General features: G+C 65.6%; 16 protein-coding genes and 1 pseudogene. 10 read left to right on the top strand and 7 right to left on the bottom strand.

Translation table 11 applies throughout. The features are described 5' to 3' along the window. Positions 1–154: 154 nt before the first annotated feature. Entirely contained in the window at positions 155–802 is a 648-nt protein-coding gene (locus AB7Z56_RS24270) for an alpha/beta hydrolase (RefSeq protein ID WP_014495555.1), read from the top strand. An 8-nt stretch (positions 803–810) separates the two neighbouring features. After that, a complete protein-coding gene (locus AB7Z56_RS24275) occupies positions 811–1,323 on the top strand; it encodes a DUF1697 domain-containing protein (protein WP_135213506.1) in 513 nt (170 codons plus the stop codon). Here AB7Z56_RS24275 and AB7Z56_RS24280 read toward each other — a convergent pair. The 3 genes from AB7Z56_RS24280 to AB7Z56_RS24290 all read right to left on the bottom strand — a co-directional run bounded on the left by AB7Z56_RS24280 (position 1,320) and on the right by AB7Z56_RS24290 (position 3,543). Beyond that, complete coding sequence (locus AB7Z56_RS24280) at positions 1,320–1,643, bottom strand: DMT family transporter (protein WP_354123652.1); 324 nt, start codon at positions 1,641–1,643, stop codon at positions 1,320–1,322. The genes AB7Z56_RS24275 and AB7Z56_RS24280 overlap by 4 nt on opposite strands. A 10-nt stretch (positions 1,644–1,653) precedes the next feature. After that, positions 1,654–2,331, bottom strand: a complete 678-nt coding sequence (locus tag AB7Z56_RS24285) for a glutathione S-transferase family protein (protein WP_354123651.1) — start codon at positions 2,329–2,331, stop codon at positions 1,654–1,656. Positions 2,332–2,439: 108 nt separating this feature from the next. Further along, positions 2,440–3,543: an anhydro-N-acetylmuramic acid kinase gene (locus AB7Z56_RS24290; RefSeq protein WP_063983525.1), complete on the bottom strand. Its 1,104-nt coding sequence runs from the start codon at positions 3,541–3,543 to the stop codon at positions 2,440–2,442. A 164-nt stretch (positions 3,544–3,707) separates the two neighbouring features. Here AB7Z56_RS24290 and tyrS point away from each other — a divergent pair, with 164 nt between their 5' ends. The 3 genes from tyrS to AB7Z56_RS24305 all read left to right on the top strand — a co-directional run bounded on the left by tyrS (position 3,708) and on the right by AB7Z56_RS24305 (position 6,940). Further along, complete coding sequence (tyrS, locus tag AB7Z56_RS24295; protein ID WP_135213502.1) at positions 3,708–4,961, top strand: tyrosine--tRNA ligase; 1,254 nt, start codon at positions 3,708–3,710, stop codon at positions 4,959–4,961. Positions 4,962–5,017: 56 nt separating this feature from the next. Further along, complete coding sequence (locus tag AB7Z56_RS24300; RefSeq protein WP_208086615.1) at positions 5,018–6,277, top strand: MFS transporter; 1,260 nt, start codon at positions 5,018–5,020, stop codon at positions 6,275–6,277. A 219-nt stretch (positions 6,278–6,496) separates the two neighbouring features. After that, positions 6,497–6,940 carry a DoxX family protein gene (locus AB7Z56_RS24305; protein ID WP_071914328.1) on the top strand — a complete coding sequence of 148 codons (444 nt, stop codon included), beginning with the start codon at positions 6,497–6,499 and terminating at the stop codon, positions 6,938–6,940. A 138-nt stretch (positions 6,941–7,078) separates the two neighbouring features. On the opposite strand, the gene AB7Z56_RS24310 is transcribed toward AB7Z56_RS24305, so the two are convergent. Next, positions 7,079–7,318, bottom strand: coding sequence for a hypothetical protein (locus AB7Z56_RS24310; protein WP_208086614.1), 240 nt, complete (start codon positions 7,316–7,318; stop codon positions 7,079–7,081). Between AB7Z56_RS24310 and AB7Z56_RS24315 the strand changes: the two genes are divergently transcribed. Both AB7Z56_RS24315 and AB7Z56_RS24320 read left to right on the top strand, forming a co-directional pair. After that, entirely contained in the window at positions 7,301–8,992 is a 1,692-nt protein-coding gene (locus AB7Z56_RS24315) for a methyl-accepting chemotaxis protein (protein ID WP_354123650.1), read from the top strand. The genes AB7Z56_RS24310 and AB7Z56_RS24315 overlap by 18 nt on opposite strands. A 270-nt stretch (positions 8,993–9,262) precedes the next feature. Further along, a pseudogene (locus AB7Z56_RS24320) lies at positions 9,263–10,958 on the top strand (methyl-accepting chemotaxis protein). Positions 10,959–11,124: 166 nt separating this feature from the next. Here AB7Z56_RS24320 and AB7Z56_RS24325 read toward each other — a convergent pair. Beyond that, positions 11,125–14,925, bottom strand: coding sequence for a DUF3971 domain-containing protein (locus AB7Z56_RS24325; RefSeq protein WP_166105781.1), 3,801 nt, complete (start codon positions 14,923–14,925; stop codon positions 11,125–11,127). Between the two features lie 202 nt (positions 14,926–15,127). Between AB7Z56_RS24325 and AB7Z56_RS24330 the strand changes: the two genes are divergently transcribed. Beyond that, positions 15,128–15,817 carry a peroxiredoxin gene (locus AB7Z56_RS24330; RefSeq protein WP_166096410.1) on the top strand — a complete coding sequence of 230 codons (690 nt, stop codon included), beginning with the start codon at positions 15,128–15,130 and terminating at the stop codon, positions 15,815–15,817. 110 nt (positions 15,818–15,927) lie between these two features. After that, positions 15,928–17,295, top strand: a complete 1,368-nt coding sequence (locus tag AB7Z56_RS24335; RefSeq protein WP_201266171.1) for a M23 family metallopeptidase — start codon at positions 15,928–15,930, stop codon at positions 17,293–17,295. A gap of 36 nt (positions 17,296–17,331) precedes the next feature. Here the strand turns inward: AB7Z56_RS24335 and AB7Z56_RS24340 are convergent, their stop codons facing one another. Both AB7Z56_RS24340 and AB7Z56_RS24345 read right to left on the bottom strand, forming a co-directional pair. Beyond that, the gene (locus tag AB7Z56_RS24340) at positions 17,332–18,540 is read right to left on the bottom strand and encodes a DUF5666 domain-containing protein (RefSeq protein WP_354123649.1); all 1,209 of its coding nucleotides are present in this window, start codon (positions 18,538–18,540) and stop codon (positions 17,332–17,334) included. Continuing rightward, the gene (locus tag AB7Z56_RS24345) at positions 18,537–19,436 is read right to left on the bottom strand and encodes a DUF6502 family protein (protein ID WP_354123648.1); all 900 of its coding nucleotides are present in this window, start codon (positions 19,434–19,436) and stop codon (positions 18,537–18,539) included. The genes AB7Z56_RS24340 and AB7Z56_RS24345 overlap by 4 nt, the downstream gene beginning before the upstream one ends. Before the next feature lie 126 nt (positions 19,437–19,562). On the opposite strand from AB7Z56_RS24345, the gene AB7Z56_RS24350 reads away from it, so the two are divergent. After that, positions 19,563–19,724: a hypothetical protein gene (locus AB7Z56_RS24350; protein WP_193375689.1), complete on the top strand. Its 162-nt coding sequence runs from the start codon at positions 19,563–19,565 to the stop codon at positions 19,722–19,724. The last annotated feature ends 3 nt before the right edge of the window (positions 19,725–19,727 follow it).

Consider the following 19,727-nt stretch of genomic DNA (forward strand, 5'->3'; position numbering starts at 1 on the left):
CGCCCGCGTCAGTTCACCGCGCGCCGCTCGCGCACCATCCGAGGGCGCCGCTCCACTCTTCCATTCGCGGTTTGATCGGCACAGCAGTCGATGAAGTCCGCACAATCGGTTGATTGCTGAAGAGCGTCTTCAAGGGATCAATCAAGAGATCATCATGCCTGAAGTCATTTTCACCGGCCCTGCTGGCCGTCTCGAAGGCCGCTATCACCCGGCCAAGCAGAAGAACGCGCCGATCGCGATGATCCTGCATCCGCATCCGCAGTTTCACGGCACGATGAACCATCAGATCGTGTACCAGTGCTACTACGCCTTCGCGCATCGCGGCTTCTCGGTGCTGCGCTTCAACTTCCGCGGCGTCGGCCGCAGCCAGGGCTCGTTCGACCACGGCACCGGCGAACTGTCGGATGCTGCCGCAGCCCTCGACTGGGCGCAGACCATCAATCCCGAAGCACGCGCATGCTGGGTCGCGGGCTTCTCGTTCGGTGCCTGGATCGGCATGCAGCTGTTGATGCGCCGTCCCGAGGTTGAGGGTTTCATCTCGATCGCGCCGCCCGCCAACCTCTACGACTTCTCGTTCCTGGCGCCCTGCCCCTCGTCGGGGCTGATCGTGCATGGCGAGAAGGATGCGGTGGTGCCGCCCAAGGACGTCAACACGCTGGTCGAGAAGCTGAAGACGCAGAAGGGCATCGTGATCGACCAACAGGTCATCCCCGGCGCCAACCACTTCTTCGACGCCAAGCTCGAGCCGCTGATGGAAACCATCACGGCCTATCTCGACATGCGCCTCGCCAACGTGCGCTAAGGCCTCAAATGGGCTCCTTCGTCGCCTTGCTGCGTGCCGTCAATGTCGGCGGCACCGGCAAGCTGCCGATGAGCGAGCTCAAGGCCATGTGCGAAGAGCTCGGCTTCGCCGCCGTGCGCACCTATATTGCGAGCGGCAACGTCGTCTTCACGAGCCGCAAGTCGGAAGCTGCAATCAAGACCGCCCTCGAAAAGCGCCTGCACGCCTACGCCGGCGCGCCGGTCGGGGTGCTCGTGCGTAGCGCCGCCGAGATGGCGCAAGTCTCGGCCGACAATCCTTTTCCAAAGGCTACGCCCAATCGCACCGTCGCGATCTTCCTCGACAGGGCGCCACCTGAAGACGCGCTTGCCAACATCCGCGGCCGGAACAGCGAAGAGCTCCGCCTCGGCCGCCGCGAGATTTACGTGCACTATGGCGACGGCATGGGGACGTCGAAGCTCGTCATCCCCGCCGCCAAGACCGGCACCGCGCGCAACATGAATACCGTCGCAACGCTCGCGAAGATGGCCGCGGAGATCTAGGCCAGCTTGAGCGCGGCGATCCCCATCAGCACGAGCGCGATGCCGGCAAGCTTCATCGCGCTCAAGGTCTCGCCGAACAGCACGACGCCCAGCAGGAAGGTGCCGGCCGCGCCGATGCCGGTCCACACCGAATAGGCGACGCCGACCTCCAGCACCTGCAAAGCGCGTCCGAGCAGGAAGACGAAGGCGGCGAGCAGCACCAGCGAGGTGATGCTCCAGCCTGCCCGCGTGTAGCCCTCCGCATATTTCATCGAGATCGCCCAACCGACATCGAGCGCACCGGCGATCACCAGCATCAGCCAGGCCATGGATTGCGACATTGGCGTGCGCTCAGGCCGCAAGCTTCAGCAGATGCGCGTCGTGGCGCACCAGGAAGGCACGCAGCAATTGCGGATAATCCGTGCCGACCGCGGTGCGCACGCTCGGGCGTCTCGCAAGCTCGGCGCGCCACGCGCGGACCTTCGGCACTTCGCGGAAGATACCGTGCTCGGTCAGTTCGTCGAACAGGTCGAAATAGCGGAAGATCGGGGCGAAGACCGCATCCACGAGGCTGAACGCATCGCCTGCGAAGTAAGGCCCTGCGCCGAGCGCTGCCTCCACGCGCGCGAATTTCGCCGCAACCGCCTGGCGCTTGCTTTCGAACGTCGCCGGATCGGTCGTGGTCTCCAGACCCCAGAGGTCACCGAGGATCGCCGAGCCGAACTCCATCCAGGCGCGATGCTCGGCGCGCTTCAACGGATCCGCCGGATGCAGTTTGAGGCCTGCCTGCGTCTCCTCGATATATTCGCAGATCACGTTGCTCTCGAACAGCGCGACCTCGCCCTTCTCCGTCGTCACCACCAGGACCGGCACCTTGCCGAGCGGCGAGAGTTTCAGAAACCAGTCGGGCTTGTTGGCGAGATCGATGTCGATCCGCTCGAACGGCACGCCCTTCTCGTTGAGCGCGATCACGGCGCGCTGCACATACGGGCAAAGCTTGTGGCTGATGAGTTTCAGTGAAGCGGTCATGGCAATGATCCCGGCGGTTTGATGCAACTGCATCCAATATAGATGCAATTGCATTCACTCGTCAAGATCGATGCATTTGCATCAACCGTCCTTGGATCTTCCCGGACCTCAGGGCCGCGCCATCACGCCGCCCGTCATCGGCATCGGCACCCCCGTCGTGGCCGGGTAGGACAGCGGCAGGCCCTTGAGGCCGCGGGCGGCCAGGAAGCCGAAGGCCTGCGCCTCGATGGCGTCGGAGGCCCAGCCGAGCGTCTCGGCGGCTTCGACGGTGGCCGAGCCCACCCGCTCCCGCAGCATCCGCAGCATGGTGAGGTTGCGGGCGCCCCCGCCACAAACGATCCAGCTCCGCGGACGGCGCGGCAGGAGCGAGATGATCCGGGCGATCGCCGCCGCGGTGAAGGCGGTCAGGGTCGCGGCGCCATCGGCCGGCGGGACGTCGCCGAGCTTCAGCGCGGCAAAGTCGTTGCGGTCGAGCGATTTCGGCGGCGGAGCTGCGAAGAACGGCAGTTCCAGTCCCCGCGCGATCCAGGCTTCGTCCGCCTTGCCGAGCGCCGCGAACTTTCCTTCCGCATCGAAGGCCTGGTTCATGGTGCGGTACATGAAATCGTCGAGCAGCGCGTTGCCCGGTCCGGTGTCGCAGGCGATCAGCGTGTCGTTGCCGTCGATATAGGTGATGTTGGAGACGCCGCCGATATTGACGACGACGATCGGCCCTTCGCGCTCCAGCGAATGGACGAGCGCCCGGTGGTAGACCGGCACGAACGGCGCGCCCTGCCCGCCGGCCTCGACGTCGGCGGCGCGGAAGTCGTGCATCACGGGGATATGAATCGCCCTGGCCAGCGCCGGCGCATCGCCGATCTGGACCGTCAGCCGCTTCTCGGGGCGATGCAGCACCGTCTGGCCGTGGAAGCCGACGATGTCGATGTCCTCCGGCTTCATCCGGTTCTGGGCGATGAAGGCGGCCACAGCCTCGGCATGGGCCAGCGTCACCGCGCGCTCGGCCTCGGCCAGAACGCCCGGGCGGGCGTCGCGTCGCGGCAGGTGCACGGCCTCGCTCAGCGCCTGGCGCAGCAGATTGCGCTCCGCCGGGCTGTAGGCCCGGTAGCCGGACGGCCCGAACGCCTTCACTTGCTTTCCGTCGGTTTCGATCAGCGCGACGTCCACCCCGTCCAGCGAGGTGCCGCTCATCAAACCGAGTGCCGTCAACATCATGGATCAGCGTCCTCAAGAGACCCCCTCCGGCATGCCGATCTTGTGCCAGAGGGACACATCTTATAATGCCACAGGCAAAGTGGCGGGTGGCAATCAAGTTCCCACGGGAGACCCTTAAATTGCACCCGAAACAGTAAACCAAGAATTGTCAGGCTCGCCGACAGATGACTGCATTTAAATCGGATTTCCTCAACACCCTGCAGGAACGTGGTTTCATCCATCAGTGCTCCGATTTCGAGGGGCTGGACGCGCTTGCCGCCAAGGGCGAAGCGACCACCTATGTCGGCTACGATTGCACCGCCCGCTCGCTGCACATCGGCAACTACCTGACCATGATGATGCTGCACTGGCTCCAGCAGTCCGGCAACAAGCCGATCACGCTGATGGGCGGCGGCACCACCATGGTCGGCGATCCCTCTGGCAAGGACGAGACCCGCGCGATGCGCACGGTCGCCGAGATCGAGGCCAACAAGGAATCGATCCGCGGCGTGTTCGCAAAGGTGCTGCGCTACGGCGACGGCAAGAGCGACGCCATCATGCTCGACAATGCGGAGTGGCTCACAAAACTCAACTGGATCGAGATGCTGCGCGACGTCGGCCGGCATTTCTCGGTCAACCGCATGTTGACCATGGACTCTGTGCGGCTGCGCCTCGAGCGCGAGCAGGAGATGAGCTTCATCGAGTTCAACTACATGGTCTGCCAGGCCTACGACTTCGTCGAGCTCGCCAAGCGCACCGGTTGCAAATTGCAGATGGGCGGCTCGGACCAGTGGGGCAACATCATCATGGGCGTCGATCTCGGCCGCCGCATGGGCACCCACCAGCTGTTCGCGCTGACGACGCCGCTGCTGACCACGGCGTCCGGCGCCAAGATGGGCAAGACCGCGCAAGGCGCGGTGTGGCTGAACGCCGACCAGTTCTCGCCCTATGACTTCTGGCAATACTGGCGCAACACCGAGGACGCCGACGTCGGCAAATTCCTGAAACTGTTCACGACGCTGCCGATGAGCGAGATCAGGAAGCTCGAGGCGCTCGGCGGCTCCGAGATCAACGAGGCCAAGAAGGTGCTTGCGACCGAGGCGACCGCGCTCTTGCACGGCCGCGACGCGGCAAACCAAGCGGCTGAAACCGCGCGCCGCACCTTCGAGGAAGGCGCACTGGCCGAAAGCCTGCCGACGGTGGAAATTCCGCGCGGCGAGCTGGACGCCGGCCTCGGCGTGCTCAACGCCTTCGTCAAGGCAGGCCTGGTTGCCTCCAATGGCGAGGCACGGCGCCAGATCAAGGGCGGCGGCCTGCGCGTCAACGACGAGTCCGTCAGCGACGAGAAGATGGCGCTGTCTGCGGCCAATCTGACACCCGAGGGCGTGATCAAGCTGTCCTTCGGCAAGAAGAAGCACGTCCTGATCCGGCCTGCATAGGCGTATGAGCTTTTGATGCTTGTCAGGGCACGCCGAAGCGCGCTCCCTGACCGGCAATGGATCAAAACACGCCCAGGGAAACTTCGAGGGAACAAGCCGTACGCACGCAGCGAGATGCGGTGCGCACCGCACTCATCGTGCTCGGACTGTGCTTCACGCTCGCCGTCCTCGGCCGCGGCCTCAGCGAGAGCTTCACTGTCTTCCTCAAGCCGATCTCCGAAAACTTTGGCTGGGACCGTGCGCAGGTCGTCTCGATCTACTCACTGACCTGGCTGATCAGCGGGCTGACCGCGCCACTGGTCGGGCGCCTGTTCGACCATTCCGGACCGCGCATCGTCTACGCACTCGGACTTTTCCTGCTCGGCTCGGCCTTCCTGATCGCTGCGCACGCGCAGGCGCTCTGGCAATTTCAGCTCTCGATCGGCCTCTGCGTCGGCATTGGCGTCGCCTTCATCGGCATTGTGCCGAACTCGATCCTGCTCGGCCGCTGGTTTGGGCCACGGCTGCCGACCGCGATGGCGGTGGTCTATTCGGCGATGGGCGGCGGCGTGCTGGCGCTGCTCCCGACCTCGCAGCTTTTGATCGATCATCTCGGCTGGCGTGAAGCCTATCAGGTATACGGCTTCGCCGCGCTCGGTTTGCTCGTGCCGCTGCTGCTTCTGCCCTGGCGCATGTTCGCGCTCGGCTCGCCGCGTGTCAGCAAGAAGACCGATCCTGATTTCATCGACAACGGCTGGACGCTTGCGAGCGCGATGCGCCACCACGCCTTCTGGGCGCTGTTCTCGACCTTCTTCTTCACCGCGGTCGGCATGTATTCGATCGCCGCGCAGATCGTGGCCTATCTCATCGACGCCGGCTTTCCGCCGCTCCAGGCCGCGACCGCCTGGGGTTTTTCGGGCGTGGTGCTGGTGTTCGGCATGCTCGGCGTATCCGCGCTCGACGGGCTGATCGGGCGCCGGCCCTCGGTACTGCTCAGCTACGCGATCTCGATCATCGGCATCGTCCTGCTCTGGCTCTTGCAGTATTATCCGAACATCATCCTGCTCACCGGCTTCGTCGTCTGTTTCGGCAGCATGATGGGCTCGCGCGGCCCGCTGATCACAGCGACCGCCATGAAGATTTTTCGCGGCAAGCGCGTCGGCACGATCTTCGGCACCATCTCGATCGGCAGCGGATTGGGTTCGGCGTTCGGCTCATGGAGCGGCGGCCTCATCCACGACTTCACGCACGGCTACAATCTCCTGCTCGTCTTCGCACTTGCGAGCGTGATCCTCGGAATGATTCCATTTCTGATTGTCCCTGCCTTGCGGGAGTAGGTCTCCCCGACGTAACCTGCACCCCTCCGCGTCACCGGGAAATTACGGGCGACACACGCGGCTCCGCGTGCGAAACAGTCGAGCGCAACCGGAGTTAAGGGACGAACTGCGATATTTTGTCCACATGACAAAAATGTCAGCACGGAATTGACCCCGGGTGGCTTGCGAGGCCGAACTGAATACGGTCCAAGTCGCCCATTGGATGGAGGGCACAAACCAATGAACTTTTCCTATCTCACTCGCTTTGAACCGGTTCTCCTGAGCCTGTTCCGCTTCATCACCGGCCTGCTGCTGTTTCAATTCGGCGTAGCCAAGCTTTTCAAGTTTCCGCCTTTGCCGATGTTCGCGAAAGTCGAACTGATGTCGCTTTATGGCGCGGCCGGGACGCTTGAACTGGTGCTTGGCGCGCTGTTGATCCTCGGCCTGTTCACCCGCCTCGCCGCTTTCATCCTCTCCGGTGAAATGGCCTTCGCCTACTTCATGGGACATATGCTCAAGGGCGAGACGCCGGTGCTCCTGCCGCTGCTCAACAACGGCACGCTTGCCATCCTGTTCTGCTTCGCCTGCCTCTATCTCTCGGCGGCCGGCGGTGGCCCGATCAGCGTCGATGCGGCGCTGGGCAACGAACGCGCCTCAACCGGCGGCGCATTTGCGCGACGCTGACGCGCGCAATTGACGCGCAAGTCATGGATGGCACCGGCAGCTTTGCCGGTGTCATCTACCGCGAGCCCAGCACGTTCCAGATCAGGACGAGGGCCGCGACGAGCAGCGCGGACATGATGAGGCGGTGAACGAATCGGTTCATTGCCGCTCCCGCCAGGCTCGATGACCACCAAAGTCCAGCATCGATCTTTTCCAGCATACGCGCTGACGTGCGCCGACGCATGTCGCTTTGCCTGCACGGTTGCGCATCAGGCTGCGAACGGTCACGCGCGCGGCCGGCGGCCGCATGCCTATGTTCATGATTGGTAAGAACTTCATGCTACCGATGCGAGCAATAACAACCATTTCGTAGAGGCTGCGATGAAGCTGCTGAGCCATCTGAAGATCCGCACCAAGCTTACCAGCATGGTCTGTCTTGCGGCTCTCACAGTCACGGCCATCATCGCGGTATCGGCCTTCCTCAGCAAGAGCCGCATGATGGAGGACCGGGTCCAGCAGATGAAGACCGCGGTCGACATGCTCTACAATCTCGCCCAGTCGGTCCAGGACGACGTCACCGCCGGCAAGCTGACGCAGGCCGAGGCCAAGGCCCAGTTCCACATGCGCGGACGGCGCATGACCTTCAACGGCAACCAGGGCTATCCGGTCGTCTACAACGCCGACACGTCCCTCCTCGTCAACGGCGCCAACCAGCAGCTCGAAGGCAAGATCACCGGCGCGATCGACGCCAACGGCGTCCTGATTGCCGACGCGATCCTCAAGGCCGGCGAACAGAATGGCGGCGGCGTAGCCTCCTATCTTTATCCCCGCCCCGGCCAGACCGAAGCGGTGCGCAAGACCGTGTTCGCGCGCAAGTTCGCTCCCTGGAACGCGACGATCAGCTATGGCCTCTATGTCGACGACATCGACGCCGATGTGCGCGCGCTGACGCTCGAGCTTGCCGCGGTCGGCTTCGGCCTGATGCTGCTGATGGCGACGTTGTCGTGGCTGATCGCCCGCGACGTGCTCGGCGCGCTTGATCGCCAGAAGACCCGCATGCAGGAGATCGCCGACGGTGCCATCGACAAGCCGGTCGAGGAGACCAGCCGCGGTGACGAGATCGGCCGCATGGCCGAAACCCTCGAAGTGCTCAGGCAGACCGCTTTGACGGCGCGCACGCTGGAGTCCGAACAGATCGCCGCCAAGACACGCAGCGAGCAGGAGAAGCGTGACGCGCTGATCGCGCTCGCCGACCGCTTCGATGCCTCGGTCGGCCAGCTCGTCGGCCTGATGGCCTCGGGCTCCGGCGAGCTCGAGACCACCGCCAAGTCGATGTCGTCCACGGCCGAGGGCACCAACCACCGCGCCGCCGTGGTCGGCTCGGCCGCCACCGAAGCCAGCCAGCGCGTCCAGACGGTCGCGGCTGCCGCCGAAGAGCTCTCCTCCTCCATCACCGAGATCAGCCGCCAGGTCGCGCAATCCGCCGAAGTGACCGGCCGCGCCGTGGACAGCGCACGCCGCACCGACACCATCGTCCGTGCCCTCTCTGACGGCGCCCAGCAGATCGAGCACGTCGCCGAGCTGATCTCCAGCATCGCGGCGCAGACCAATCTGCTCGCGCTGAATGCCACCATCGAGGCCGCGCGCGCCGGTGAAGCCGGCCGCGGCTTTGCCGTCGTCGCCTCCGAGGTGAAGTCGCTGGCGAGCCAGACCGCGGAAGCCACCCGCGAGATCGGCGACAAGATCGCCCAGATCCAGGGCGCGACCAAGGAGGCCGTGGACGCCATCGGCGGCATCACCGCCACCATCGAGGAAGTCAGCCGGATCGCCACCTCGATCGGCGCGGCCATCGAGGAGCAAGGCGCCGCCACCGCCGAGATCGCCCGCAGCGTCTCGCAGACCGCTGAAGCGACCAAGGAAGTCACCACCAATATCGGCGGCGTCAGCACCGCAGCGAACGAGACCGGCAACGCCGCCGGCATGGTGCTCGCGGCCGCCTCCAACCTCTCCAAGCAGGCCGAGCAGCTCTCAGGCGAAGTCGGGACGTTCCTCGCGGGCGTGCGCGCGGCTTAAGCCGCGCAACGCTACGCTGGTTCTGAACGCGACGAAGCATCGGCGAATCGATGCATCGATCGAACCGACACGCGATCGCACGAACACGATCACGATCCGTTTTTTTGGACACGTCGCCGCAGACCTCGGCGTCTCGTCTGCATATGCGTGTCCACGGCTGCGCGAATTGCGCCACGCCTGAATGCACCATGCGGTGCGTTCAGGAATCATAAGAACTTCCTGATACGGCTGCGCGAGAACAAGCATCTTACAACCGTTCCCGAGGCCGTCATGACGCTGCTCAGTCACCTGAAAATCCGCACCAAGCTTGCCAGCATGGTCTGTCTTGCGGCGCTCACCGTGACCGCCCTCATCGTCGCGTCAGCCTATCTCAGCAAGACCCGCATGCTCGAAGATCGCGGGCGCCAGATGCAGACGGCGGTCGATCTGCTGCACGGCTTCGCGCAATCGCTCCAGGACGACGTCACCGCCGGCAAGATGACGCTCGCCGATGCGCAAGACCAGTTCAAGCTGCGCGGCCGGCGAATGAAGTTCAACGGCGGCCAAGGCTATCCCGTCGTCTATACCGCCGATTCAACAGTGATGATGAATGGCGGCGCGCCTCAGCTCGAGGGCAAGAACAACGGCATCAAGGATGCCAATGGCATCGTGATCGGCGATGCCACGGTGGCCGCAGGCAAGCAGACACCGGAAGGCAGTATCCTGTCCTATCTGTTCCCGCGTCCGGGCGAGACGGTTCCGGTTCGCAAACTGGTGTTCGCCCGCCAGTTCGCCCCCTGGAACGTCGCAATTGCCTACGGTCTCTATGTCGACGACATCGACGCCGACGTGCGCGCGCTGACGCTGGAGCTCGCCGCAATCGGCGTTGGCCTGATGCTGCTGATGGCGACGCTGTCCTGGTTGATCGCCCGCGACGTGCTCGGCGCGCTCAACCGCCAGAAGACCCGCATGCAGGAGATTTCCGAAGGCGCTATCGACAGGCCGGTCGAGGAGACCGATCGCGGCGACGAGATCGGCCGCATGGCCGAGACGCTCGAAGTGCTCAGGCAGACCGCTTTGACGGCGCGCACGCTGGAGGCCGAGCAGGTTGCCGCCAAGACCCGCAATGAGCAAGGAGAAACGCGACGCCCTGATCTCGCTCGCCGACCACTTCGATGCCTCCGTCGGCCAGCTCGTCGGCCTGATGGCCTCCGGCTCCGGCGAGCTCGAGACCACCGCCAGGTCGATGTCGTCCACGGCCGAGGGCACCAACCGCCGCGCCGCGGTGGTCGGCTCGGCCGCCACCGAGGCCAGCCAGCGCGTTCAGACCGTTGCCGCCGCGGCCGAGGAGCTCTCCTCCTCCATCACCGAGATCAGCCGTCAGGTCGCGCAGTCCGCCGAGGTGACGGGGCGCGCCGTCGACAGCGCACGCCGCACCGACACCATCGTCCGTGCGCTCTCAGACGGCGCCCAGCAGATCGAGCACGTCGCCGAGCTGATCTCCAGCATCGCGGCGCAGACCAATCTGCTCGCGCTGAATGCCACCATCGAGGCCGCACGCGCCGGTGAAGCCGGCCGCGGCTTTGCCGTCGTCGCCTCCGAGGTGAAGTCGCTCGCCAGCCAGACCGCGGAAGCCACCCGCGAGATCGGCGACAAGATTACCCAGATCCAGGGTGCGACCAAGGAGGCGGTGGATGCCATCGGCGGCATCACCGCCACCATCGAGGAAGTCAGCCGGATCGCCACCTCGATCGGCGCGGCCATCGAGGAGCAAGGCGCCGCCACCGCCGAGATCGCCCGCAGCGTCTCGCAGACCGCTGAAGCGACCAAGGAAGTCACCACGAATATCGGCGGTGTCAGCACCGCAGCGAACGAGACCGGCAACGCCGCCGGCATGGTGCTCGCTGCGGCCAGCAATCTCTCCAAGCAGGCCGAGCAGCTCTCAGGCGAAGTCGGCACCTTCCTGGCGGGCGTGCGCGCGGCGTAAGCTTCCCGACGCCAATCCCTCCACATGCGTCATGGCCGGGCTAAACACTTGTCCCGGCCATTCACGTTTTGCCGCGCGGCAGGAAGGACGTGGATACCCAGGCCTTCGCCGCGCCGAAGCGGCTTCGGCCGCGCAGCCGGGACGAGCACCTGCGAATTTTAGTGGGTTATCGCCGCGCGAGGGTGCAGCCGCTCGAGAGCTGGCGCGCCGATCCGGTCGAGCCGTCGTTCGACTGCGACGGGAATTCCTCGAACGGCGTGTTCTGCTTGCCGGTGTTGAATTCGAAGATCTTGCGGAACACACCCGGCACCATGGCCGAAACCGGATTGACGCGCATCACCGGCGCGGCCGGCGTACCGACGACCTCGTAGGTCACGCCGATCAGGCCTTCCTTGTCGCCACCGCCCAGGAACAACCCGAGCACCGGAATCTGTCCGAACATGTTGTTCAAGCCGTACATCGGCACGAAGGTGCCGCTCATGCAGACCTGGTTGCCGGGATAGTCGATCGAGCCCTCGATGGTGGCGCCGATCATCGGGCCCTTGACGACGCCATCGCGGATCGTCAGCGCGCCGTTCTGGCGCGTGAACTCGGCGCGCAGCGCGCTGAAGGAGACGCCGTTCCCGGTGCCGTTGGGCGCGCCGGCGGCAACGCGTTCGAGCTGCGCCTCGCCCTTCACCGTGAAGTCGCGGACGTTGATGAGGCCCTCGCGCGTGGTGTTCGGCTCCGACGTCGGCGGCTCCATCGCCACCACCATCTGGCCGCCGCTCGCCTTGGTGTAGGTGTCGGTGAAGCGCAGCAACGCGCCGGCATCGTTGGTCTGGAGGTAGATCACCTCGCGATTGCCCTGGGCGCGGCCGCCGCGCAAATCGGCTGCCACCGGCGTGTCGCGGCCGATCTTGCCGTTCAGCGTGAAGGCTTTGACGGTGCCGTTGCGCCGCGACATCTTGCCGTCGACGCTGCGCATCGCCTCGCCGTTGAAGCCCGCGACGGCACCGAGCTTCACGTCGATGTCGAAATCGACGTTCTTCATCTTGTTCTTGGCGTCGTCCTTGGAATTGCCCGAGATCGCCGACTTCAGGAAACCGCGGCCGTCGAACACATCCCCGCGCATCGTGCCCCGCACCACCCCGTCCTGGCCACGCTCCACCTTCAACGAGGCCTTGTCGCCGTCGGACGGGGCGTAGGTCGGGAAGTTCGCGTTCATGAGGTCGCCGTTCGGATCGACTTCAAGCGAGCCCTTGATCGAGGCGCCGCCGCCTTCGACGACGATGTCCTCCAGGCGCGTTGATTGCGCCGTCGGCACCACCTTGAAGCTGGCCTTGGCCGATTTGCCCGGCAGCTTGACCCAGCCGGGCAGGATATTGTCGAGCTTGACCGAGGTCAGGTCCGCCTCGACACCGAGCTTCGTTGTCTGGTCGGGACCTCCGGCGATCTTGCCCGACAGCTTGATCGGCAGCGATCCGCTCACGGCAGGGCTGAGGTCGAATCCGAGACGCGCGCGGCTCGCATCGTCGAGCGTGGCCTGCAATTTGACGTCAGCGTCGCCCTCGGTCGGCTTGCGGTAGTCCAGCGAAGCCGTCTGCCCGTTGATCTTGACGTCGCCCTTGACCTGATAGCCCTGGTTGTTGGCTGATATCTTGAGGTTGTTGGCCTCCAGCTTCTGATTCATCACCAGCTTGTCGGCGGCAAAGCCGCTGAGGTCGGCGCTGACGGCGTAGCTGGTGTCGCCCTTGGTCAGCGCGCCCTTGACCGGCAAGCCGAGCTGGATGTTCGCCGAGAACGTTCCCTTGCTGGTGTTGGGATCGACGAACGTCGCCGACAGATCGCTGAGCCGATCATTGGAAAGGATTTCGGCGGCTGCCGCCACGGGGCCGTCGGCGCGGAACCTGGTCCGCGATGGCGACGGCTTGGGCGCCATATCCGGCACCTCGAAGACGAAGTCGGAGATCGTGACCTTGCGGCCCGCCGGCGTATCGGCAATGCCCTGCCCGATATTCACGGTCGCGGTGCGCCCGGTCACACGCGCCTTCAAATCGGCATCGTGCACCACCGGCATGCCATCCACGGGGCGGACCGCGACGCCACTCGCGACGATGTTGACCGACAGGCCATCGTCGGGAATGGGCGGGCCCTTGCGCGGGAGGTTCTTCGTCGGCGAATTGACGCCGATCTCGATGCGCTGGAGCGTGCCGCGCTCGATCCGCTCGATCACCCATTCGCGCAACTCGGGAACGACGAGCGTCGGCCACATCCGCTTGAGCGCGGAGGCCGACATCGGCGTTCCCGCAAAGCCCAGCGTCAACCGCGGCTCGCCCGAATAGTCGATGGCACCGGTGCCGGCGACGCCGATCTCGCCATTGCTGATATCGGCTTGCGTCAGCAGCATGCGCTTGTGGTCGGTATCGAAGCGGAAGCCGATCGCGATGCGGTTGAAGACCAGCGGGGGCTCGTTGTCGATGCCGCCCAGCAGGATCGAGCCGCCGCTGAAGCCAAGCTGCCAGTCGTTGATGGTGCCGTTGGGCGGCTCGAGATGGGCCAGAAGCGTCAGGCGGTTCGCGCCCGAGAGAATCTTGAACGGAGCGACCAATACCCGCCGGTTCGAATCCCACTCGACGTTGATCTCGGCCGAGTCGATCGCCATCGGATAATCTGGCGTGTCGGTGTCGATGATATTGCCCGCGCCGACCGCGATCTTGCCGCGGAAGAAGGTCGGCACGCCGTCGCGGCCGAGCTCGCCCTTGAGCTCGCCGGTCAGCGGCAGGTCGGCGGTGTAGGTGAAGTCCTTCACCCGGAGCGCCAGCAGGATGTTGGCGGTGGAAAGCTTATCGGCGCGGATGTCGACCGAACGCACACCATTCTCGGCAGGGCCGATCGTGGCGCGCAGCGACCACGGGCGCGCGCCCTCCTCGCCTAGGCTGAGCGCGACGCCGCCATGGCTCGGCCGGCGCAGGCTGAGCGTGATGTTCTCAAAGCTCCATTTGCTGCCGCGCTGCTGATCGTCGACGATCAGATTGCCGTTCTTCAGACCGATCTCGTTGAGGTTCTGGCCGTCGAGGCCGGTCATACTCAGACTGTCGAGCCAGTCGAGGCCCTGAAGAATGCCGCTCGGGGCAGCGGCCTGGGGAGCGGCCTGCGATGCGTCCGGGCTTGCAGGTCCGGTGGCGAATGGCGGCGGCGGGACACCGTTGCGCGGGAATGTCGGCGGCAGGCCCGCTTCCTTCTTGGATGCGACGCCGGTTGCCAGCGGCTTGGCGGTGTCGCCGGCGGACACGGTGACGGTGCCGTCGGGCGCGATGCGGATCGCGAGCTCCGCGTCCACGAGATTGAGGCTCTCGGCGCGCAGGTGCCCCATCAGGAGACCTGCCCCCGACAGCTTCACCTCGGCCTTCGGCGCGGTGGCGACGATGGCGTGGTCGTGGTCGCGGACGACGATGTCGCGGATGCGCACGGCGATGCGGATCCGCCCGGCCCGCTCGATCTGGGTGCCGCCGACCTCCACAGTGTTGCCGTGGCCGATATTGTCCTCGATGGCAGCAGCGAGCCAGGGTGTCGCGATATCGAGATTGATGGGACCTGCACCAAGCCGCCACCACAGCGCGCCGAAACAGCCGATGAAAATGACGGCAAGGGCTCCGACCACGATGGCCAGCCGCTTCAGCCAGCGATCAGCCGCCAGCCAGCGGCGCATTGACGCAAACCCGTCACCGAAACGATGGAAGCCTGAATTGGAACGCGACAACAGCCGGCGCGCCCGATAGCCCGCCGCTGCTTCCTGATCCGGATCCCAGTCGGCGTCGTCCCATTCCTGCGGCTGCTGTTGACCGCCGCGCCGATCGAAATCCCGATTGTAATCCTGGGGCGACGTATTCCTTGCCATTGCCTCTCGATACAGGCGCCCATCGTAGGATTGAGCACCGCCGGGACCGCAGCCGTCCGCGGGAAGCGAAGCTCCCCGCGCCGGCATTGCCGCCATACCTCGAATGTTCCTGCTGTTCGTCATTTCGCCCCGGGCGCGCGTTCAACGAGCAGTGGGGTGGTGCGTGGAATTCCTTGTAACCATACCCCGGCGTCGCCAGACTTGCCCAGACGAGGGCGATTCCGGCACACCGGACGAGAGCTGCAATACCGCTTTGGTTGACCCGCCGAAAGCGACGAAAGGAAGGCGTATGTCCAAGAAATCCCGAAAGAAATCGTCCAAAACGCCCTCCGGCATCGCAACGGCTAAAAAGAAGACCCCGACCAAGCGGGCAACGACTCAAACAAAGTCCGCAAAAACACAGCGGACGCAGGCGAGCAAATCAACCAGGACCGTAGCAAAAGCAGGATCACATAAGGCCGCATCGAAACAGTTAAATTCCTCCAAATCGGCCTCCGCGCCCGCGAAGGCGAAGCCGGCCCTGACCGAAGGCCAGAAGGCGCCCGCCTTCCGGCTGCCCCGCGACGGCGGCGATGTGGTCTCGCTCGCCGACTATGCCGGTCGGAAGCTCGTCCTGTTCTTCTACCCCCGCGCCGACACGCCCGGCTGCACCCGGGAGGCGATCGATTTCACGCGGCTGGCGGACGCTTTCAGCGCTGCCGGCACGGCCCTGCTCGGCATCTCCGCCGATCCGTTAAGGGCCCAGGAGAAGTTCCGCGACAAGCACAGCCTCGGCATGCCCCTCATCTCGGATGAGAAACACGAGATGCTGGAGGCGTACGGCGCGTGGGGCGAAAAATCCATGTATGGCAAGAGCTTCCTCGGAGTTCTTCGCACCACGATACTGCTTGGTGCCGACAGCAAGGTAGCCAGGGTCTGGCGCAATGTCCGCGTCGACGGCCACGCCGACGAGGTGCTGGAAGCGGCAAGAGGCCTTTAACCAATCCGTTAAATTCGAGCGGTTCCGTTTCCGGAAAATTAACCATGACCGGCCCAGATTGCTGCGGCAATTAGGCCGTACGGACTCATCCGACCGGCGCGGGAGTGCCGATGTCGAAAAGTTCTGCCCAATATTCGCAGTACCCCCAACATCACGCGCACGACCACGGACGGCCCCTCCATCGCCGTCCTGCCGCCGCCGTGGCTGCAGCCGCGATCCCCCTTCCCTCGACCGACGACGCCTACACCATCGTGCACCACGGCAAGCAGGTCCGCCTCGGACCGGTGGTGTTCTGGATCGTGGTCGGCACCGTCGTGCTGCTCGGACTCTGGTCGGCCGCGACCGCGACCTATTTCGCCTTCCGCGACGACGTCCTGACCCGGCTGATCGCACGTCAGGCCGAGATGCAGTACGCCTACGAGGATCGCATCGCCGAGCTCCGTGCCAAGGTCGACCGCACCACCAGCCGGCAGCTGCTCGACCAGGAACAGTTCGACCAGAAGCTCGACCAGATCATGAAGCGCCAGACGGCGCTGGAGTCCCGCGCCACGGCGCTCGGGGCCATGCCCGACGTGACCGGATCAATCCCCCGCACGGCCCCGCAGCGCGGTGATTCGAGCCAGGGCGCGACGCAGGGCACGCCGAAGCCGTCGCCGATCAGCGACACCGTGATCTTCGTGGCACCGCCCGATCGCGAAGCGCGGCTTGAGTCGCGTGCGCCGACCGTCGCGGCACCGCCGACCAGCCAATTCGCCAAGAACCAGGGTTTCGACAACGTCCTGGTCCGGCTCACGACCTCGCTTGACCAGGTCGAGCGTCGCCAGATGGCGACGCTCAGCGCCGTCGAGGAAGGCATGGATTCACGCATGCGCCGGATGCGCGGCGTCGTCAGCGACCTCGGCCTCAATCTCGCCAGCCTCGAAGCCGCCGTGCCGCGCTCCGCGATGGGCGGTCCTTTCGTGCCCGTCAAGCTGACGGCCAATGCCGGGCCGTTCGAGAAGCAGCTCAACCGCATCAATGTCACCCGCGCCGAGATGGATCGGCTCAATCGCACGCTGGCGCTGGTGCCCTACCGCAAGCCCGTCATCGGCGAGGTCGAATTCACCTCCGGTTTCGGCGTGCGCAGCGATCCCTTCCTCGGCCGGCCCGCGATGCATACCGGGCTCGACTTCCGCGCCGCGACCGGCGATCCCGCCCGCGTCACCGCCAACGGCAAGGTGGTCTCGGCCGGCTGGTCCGGTGGTTACGGCCGCATGGTCGAAGTCGATCACGGCAACGGGCTGTCGACCCGCTACGGCCATCTCTCCGAGATCAACGTGAAGGTCGGCGAGATCGTGAAGCTCGGCCAGGTCATCGGCCTCGTCGGCTCGACCGGCCGTTCCACCGGCCCGCATCTGCATTACGAAACCCGCATCGACGGCGAAGCGGTCGATCCGCAGAAGTTCTTGCGCGCCGGCGTGCGGCTCAGCGCGGGCTAACAAGCCCACGCCACGCGCTTCCAGCGTGGCCGCGTCCTACCGCCGGCCGCCGCCCATCCCGCCTCCGGGACCTCCGAAGCCGCCACCGCCCATTCCACCGCCGGGTCCCATGGGCCCACCGCCGGGCGAACCAAATCCGCCGGGGCCTGACGGGCCGCTCGGGCCCGCCGGTGCGGAGCCGGGATTCGCACTTGGGCCAGGTCCTGCGCCAGATCCCGGGGCAGGTCCACCACCTGGCGCGCCGGGCTGGCCACCGCTCGGGGTGGTGGCGCTGCGGTTCGGATGCAGGATCGAGCCGCCGGGCGACCGATTGGGATTGCCGCCACCGGATGGAGGGGCTCCAGGCCCCTGACCGATGGCCTGAGCCGACTCCACCTGGAAGCCGCGCGAGCGATCGAACACGCCGTTGACCACCATGCGGGCCTCGCCGGCGGCCGGGCCGAAGCGCGAACCGTCACGAGCCACGAAGCCTGAGCCGAGCTGGAGGTTCGATCCCACACGCTGCACATAGGCCTCGATCGAGAGGCGGCTTGCGCCGACGAGATCCGAGAAGTCGTCGATGCGCGTGCGCGCGGCCTGCATCGTGCCCTGGCTCGAACGGCCCTCGATCTGGGCGCGCTGGCCAACCAGCAGCGGATCGACCCCGCTCAGCCTCAGCCCGCCAATATGCAAGCCGTCAGGCCCGCGCTCGACGAGACCGGTGACACGCTCGGTCGCCTCGCGCCGCGGCTCGATCAAGCTTGCGACGATCACGCCGTCGGTCCGGCGCAGGCCGTAGACGGCCACCTGCGTGCCGGCACGAAGCTTGCTCTCCTTCTCGCTTGTGACGATCTTCTGGCCGAGCACCGTCAGCTCGTTGCCCCTCACGGTTTCGATCGGACCTGCGACCTCGCTCGCGATCGTGATGTTGCGCGTCACGAGCGTGCCGTCGGCCTGACGGGTCGCGACCACGCGCGCAAGCTGGCCGATGCGTAGAGCCTTGGGGCTCGCGGCCTCGCCGTCGATCCGGACCGGCACGTCGCTCGCATAAGTGACCCGCTCGCCGTTGACGTAGATGCTGCCAAACCGCTGGATCACGCCGACGATGCCGGTGCCGCCGATGCCGTGGTCGTCACCGCGCCTGATTCCGGTGCCGCCGATGCCCTGATCGGTGCCGCGCTTAACCTGCGCGTGGGCCATCGCCGTACCGGCGAGCCAAAATCCTGTCAGCAGCAGACGGCGGGAGATCAGCGGCGGCCGGCTCATGAAGAACCACCCTCCTTGCCGCTTTCCTTGCCGCTGTCCTTGCCGCCTTCCTTGGCCTCTGCCTCGCCATCTGCATCTTCGCTGTAGATGTAGATGCCGAAATTCCAGCGGGCGTCGCCGCCCTTGTCCTTGCCGAGCGCGCGGTTGGCCTCGCGGTTAGCGGTCTTCAGCGCGTCCATCGCGAGCTCGCGCGAGCGTGCCTCGAGGCGCCGCGCCAGCTTGGGCGAAATGTTGTTGTAGTGCACCGCGCGTTCGAGGAAGCGCGGCGCCGCGCCTGAGACGTTCTGCGCGGCGGCCGCGATATGGTCGTGCAGATTGCGGCCGAGATAGTGCCACTTGCTGTCGTCCTCGCCGCTCGGGACGAAGGCCGCCTCGACCAGCTCGATCTCGTCGGAATCGTTGATGGTGACGAGCTTGCGGTCGACCCATTCGTCGAGCACCGCGCGCGGCCGCACGTCCTTGGTCACCGAGGCGACCAGCTGCTCGAACGACGGCGCATCGCCCTCGGCCGTGCGCGGCAACGCCAGCGGCTCGCCCTTCGCATCGGTGAATTCGGGCGCAGCAAGCCAGCGCGCAATCACAGCGCTCGTCAGCGACACCGCGGCCGGCGCCTCGTGCACCGGCGCGCCGGCACCGCGCAGCCGCGCCACCTCCTTGCGATGGATTCCGGTGAGCAGGCTGACACGGCTGTCGGTCTGCTCCTTCCCCTCCAGCGCAAAATCGTGCTCGGCGACGTTGACGAACAGCTCGCGGAGCAATTGCGCCAATGCAGGAAAGGTCATGCCGCTGCGAATGCAGAGCCGCACGAGCGGGCGCAGCAGCCGCGCCAGCGGCGCGTGCAGCTTCGCGGCAGTCGGCTGCGGAGCCGCTGCTTTGGACCCGGACTTGGCATTCATGTCTGAATTGTACCCGCGCCCCACGTGGGACACAATCCCACTTTTTTCTCCCTTCCGATTGACGTGGTAAATTTTCCCACGTAAATGAGACGCCACTGAGGGCGCGACGTAAAGGGACTCACACCCATGGCTGACCGTTTGGTCCGCAATTCCAACTCACTGCGTGCTGTGCCGGCTCCTGACTGGGGGCGCGGCGCAATCGAGCCGATGCTGCCGGCGCTGTTGCGCGGCGTGATCTTCATCTCGGTGCTGGCCGCACCGTTCGTCGCGGCCCTTCTCGCAGGCTGACAC

It is taken from the genome of Bradyrhizobium sp. 482_C4_N1_8 (assembly GCF_052075965.1).
Lineage (GTDB): Bacteria > Pseudomonadota > Alphaproteobacteria > Rhizobiales > Xanthobacteraceae > Bradyrhizobium > Bradyrhizobium barranii.

Excerpts from the sequence above, each read along its gene's own strand:
- tyrS (WP_135213502.1), top strand. The coding sequence starts at position 3,708 with ATGACTGCATTTAAATCGGATTTCCTCAACACCCTGCAGGAACGTGGT.
- AB7Z56_RS24275 (WP_135213506.1), top strand. The coding sequence starts at position 811 with ATGGGCTCCTTCGTCGCCTTGCTGCGTGCCGTCAATGTCGGCGGCACC.
- AB7Z56_RS24290 (WP_063983525.1), bottom strand. The coding sequence starts at position 3,543 with ATGATGTTGACGGCACTCGGTTTGATGAGCGGCACCTCGCTGGACGGG.
- AB7Z56_RS24325 (WP_166105781.1), bottom strand. The coding sequence starts at position 14,925 with ATGCCGGCGCGGGGAGCTTCGCTTCCCGCGGACGGCTGCGGTCCCGGC.
- AB7Z56_RS24335 (WP_201266171.1), top strand. The coding sequence starts at position 15,928 with ATGTCGAAAAGTTCTGCCCAATATTCGCAGTACCCCCAACATCACGCG.
- AB7Z56_RS24280 (WP_354123652.1), bottom strand. The coding sequence starts at position 1,643 with ATGTCGCAATCCATGGCCTGGCTGATGCTGGTGATCGCCGGTGCGCTC.
- AB7Z56_RS24315 (WP_354123650.1), top strand. The coding sequence starts at position 7,301 with ATGAAGCTGCTGAGCCATCTGAAGATCCGCACCAAGCTTACCAGCATG.
- AB7Z56_RS24285 (WP_354123651.1), bottom strand. The coding sequence starts at position 2,331 with ATGACCGCTTCACTGAAACTCATCAGCCACAAGCTTTGCCCGTATGTG.
- AB7Z56_RS24305 (WP_071914328.1), top strand. The coding sequence starts at position 6,497 with ATGAACTTTTCCTATCTCACTCGCTTTGAACCGGTTCTCCTGAGCCTG.
- AB7Z56_RS24270 (WP_014495555.1), top strand. The coding sequence starts at position 155 with ATGCCTGAAGTCATTTTCACCGGCCCTGCTGGCCGTCTCGAAGGCCGC.
- AB7Z56_RS24350 (WP_193375689.1), top strand. The coding sequence starts at position 19,563 with ATGGCTGACCGTTTGGTCCGCAATTCCAACTCACTGCGTGCTGTGCCG.
- AB7Z56_RS24300 (WP_208086615.1), top strand. The coding sequence starts at position 5,018 with ATGGATCAAAACACGCCCAGGGAAACTTCGAGGGAACAAGCCGTACGC.
- AB7Z56_RS24330 (WP_166096410.1), top strand. The coding sequence starts at position 15,128 with ATGTCCAAGAAATCCCGAAAGAAATCGTCCAAAACGCCCTCCGGCATC.
- AB7Z56_RS24340 (WP_354123649.1), bottom strand. The coding sequence starts at position 18,540 with ATGAGCCGGCCGCCGCTGATCTCCCGCCGTCTGCTGCTGACAGGATTT.
- AB7Z56_RS24345 (WP_354123648.1), bottom strand. The coding sequence starts at position 19,436 with ATGAATGCCAAGTCCGGGTCCAAAGCAGCGGCTCCGCAGCCGACTGCC.
- AB7Z56_RS24310 (WP_208086614.1), bottom strand. The coding sequence starts at position 7,318 with ATGGCTCAGCAGCTTCATCGCAGCCTCTACGAAATGGTTGTTATTGCT.